Source organism: Enterobacter sp. 342 (genome assembly GCF_036663495.1).
Taxonomy (GTDB): domain Bacteria; phylum Pseudomonadota; class Gammaproteobacteria; order Enterobacterales; family Enterobacteriaceae; genus Enterobacter.
Window position 1 is genome coordinate 1 of record NZ_JAWUEI010000127.1, and the last position, 724, is coordinate 724.

Sequence of the window (724 nt, forward strand, 5' to 3'; positions counted from 1 at the left end):
CTCAACGAGAATTTTGTTCGCTTGTTCGTTCATAATTGCCTCTGTCGTTACCCGCTGATGCGGGAGAAATGCTTTGGTCGGTGTGGGCGGTAACCAGCCGCATGAGCCGCGCCCTCTTCACGATTAGGCCGTTCTCACTGACCACACCCCAAAACATTCCAGTTACGCACCATTGCCGCTCTCCCTGAGCCCGCCGGGCGTCCGACGCATGGTTTACTGTCGCGCCGTTCGACTGACCGAATCTCCACTTCGCCGCTGGCTAACTTCGCTCAGCTGTCGATGTTTCGTTTCGATGGGTTGATTATTAACTAGTGGTTATTTTCAGTCAATAACCAATGGTTAATTATTTTTGTGTTGGTTAATAAGGTTATGATTTTTTGGTTAATTTAGTTTGGTTATGAATTTACTCGGTACGTGATATGCTGCAAAAAACATCAAAAAGGAGTGGGTTATGGACTTGGATGAGGAAAAAGTGAACATGATGGCTCATGCCGCCGGGCGGGCGGTGATGGAATTGTCACTGGCTGATTTACCCATGACCCAGCAAAACATCATCGACAAGCTGGAGCAGTACCGGAAGGAAACAGGAAACGTGATAGGGAAGGGAGTGAACAGGGATGCGGCTGAGATGGTACGGAAGGGCAAATAAAAACCCGGCGCGGTGGCCGGGTTTAATATGAACATTAGAACTGGGTTATGCAGCTTTCTTGTTCATTTCTGCAAG

General features: G+C 48.5%; 1 protein-coding gene. It reads left to right on the forward strand.

Features of this window, described 5'->3' with window-relative positions; all coding sequences use genetic code 11:
* Positions 1-451: 451 nt before the first annotated feature.
* Positions 452-649, forward strand: coding sequence for a hypothetical protein (locus V6E55_RS25580; protein ID WP_316944131.1), 198 nt, complete (start codon positions 452-454; stop codon positions 647-649).
* Positions 650-724 lie beyond the last annotated feature (75 nt).